Here is a 1,325-nt window from a genome sequence, read left to right as displayed (position 1 = left end):
CGCCGACCGGCTGGTCGCCGGTCCGGGTTCCAAGGTGTACGGCGTCCCGTCGGTGAAGTTGGCCTGGTACGCGAAGGCGAAGCCGGCCGGTAAGGTGCCGCCGGCCGTGTTCTGGCCGGTGCCCAACGTGGATTCCGGACTCGTCGCGTTCAGCCGGCGTCGTCCACCGGCGGAGGACATCGATAGATCTGATGTTTTCGCGGTGGTGGACGCGGCGTTCGCACAGCGGCGCAAGACGCTGCGGGCGGCCCTGGCGGGCTGGGCCGGTGGCCCGGACCGGGCGGAAAAGGTGCTGGTCGCCGCCGGGATAAGCCCGCAGGAGCGCGGCGAGATGCTGACCGTGGAGCAGTTCACGGCGATAGCGGCCGCGGCCAAACTGTCGGGGGTCGGCGGTAAGCTCAGCGCGTCCGACCGGCAGCCCGAGGAGGTGGACTCATGACGGCGGAAGCTCCCGAGTTCGTCATGTGGACGCCCGACGCGATGCGACAGCGCCCGGCCGTGCACGCGGACGACCTGGTGGACGGCCGCCGTGCGCGGGCCGGTGACTCTGATGAGGTGCTGCGCTTGAGCAAGCCGTTTGCCATCGAGCTGCCGATTCGGGAGATCACTCCGTGACGGAGGCGTGGGGGCCGGACGATGACGAGCCGCGGCGGCACCATGGGCCGGTTCGGGTCCGGGTGCCTGCGAAGATCAATATGCATCTCGCGGTCGGGCCGCTGCGGGCCGACGGCTATCACGAGCTGAACACCGTCTATCACGCGATCAGCCTGTTCGACGAGCTGACCGCGCGGCCGGGAGACACCCTCGCGCTGACCATGGAGGGTGAGGGCGCCGGGTCGCTCGCGCTCGACGAGACCAACCTGATCATCCGGGCCGCCCGGGCGCTCGCCACCCGGGCCCGGGTGCCGGCCCACGCTCGGCTGCACCTGCGCAAGACGATCCCGCTCGCTGCCGGGCTGGCCGGCGGCAGCGCTGACGCGGCCGCCACCCTGCTCGCCTGTGACCTGCTGTGGGGCACCGGGATGTCCCGCGAGGAGCTGGCCGAGGTCGGCGCCACGCTCGGCTCCGACGTGCCGTTCCTGCTGCACGGCGGCACCGCGCTGGGCACCGGGCACGGCGAGTCGGTCAGCCCGATCCTCGCCCGGCCGACCACCTGGCACTGGGTGGTGGCGCTGGCCGACGGCGGGCTGTCGACGCCGGAGGTCTACGGCAAGCTCGACGCCCTGCGGGACAGCCCGTTCCCGCCCAAGGCACTCTCCGACGCCGACGACCTGATGTCCGCGCTGCGCCAGCGTGACCCGGCGGTGCTCGGCGCCGCCCTCGGC

3 protein-coding genes are annotated in these 1,325 nt (G+C 72.5%); all 3 read left to right on the top strand.

Annotation, left to right across the window (positions count from 1 at the left end):
• Window positions 1–439 (top strand): ribosomal RNA small subunit methyltransferase A (locus Ato02nite_RS51000; RefSeq protein WP_281419916.1); only part of this gene is annotated, 439 nt, incomplete at its 5' end.
• Window positions 436–615, top strand: a complete 180-nt coding sequence (locus Ato02nite_RS50995; protein WP_213013972.1) for a hypothetical protein — start codon at window positions 436–438, stop codon at window positions 613–615. The genes Ato02nite_RS51000 and Ato02nite_RS50995, both read left to right, overlap by 4 nt.
• The coding region (locus tag Ato02nite_RS50990; RefSeq protein ID WP_213013971.1) for a 4-(cytidine 5'-diphospho)-2-C-methyl-D-erythritol kinase at window positions 612–1,325 on the top strand (714 nt) is incomplete at its 3' end. The genes Ato02nite_RS50995 and Ato02nite_RS50990, both read left to right, overlap by 4 nt.

The sequence above is a fragment of the Paractinoplanes toevensis genome (genome assembly GCF_018332695.1).
Classification (GTDB): Bacteria; Actinomycetota; Actinomycetes; order Mycobacteriales; family Micromonosporaceae; genus Actinoplanes; species Actinoplanes toevensis.
The sequence above is the reverse complement of the archived record's forward strand: the minus strand, read 5'-3'. Positions and strand labels throughout refer to the sequence as shown.

Coding starts and splice junctions, on each gene's coding strand:
- Ato02nite_RS50995 (WP_213013972.1), top strand. CDS start 436: ATGACGGCGGAAGCTCCCGAGTTCGTCATGTGGACGCCCGACGCGATG.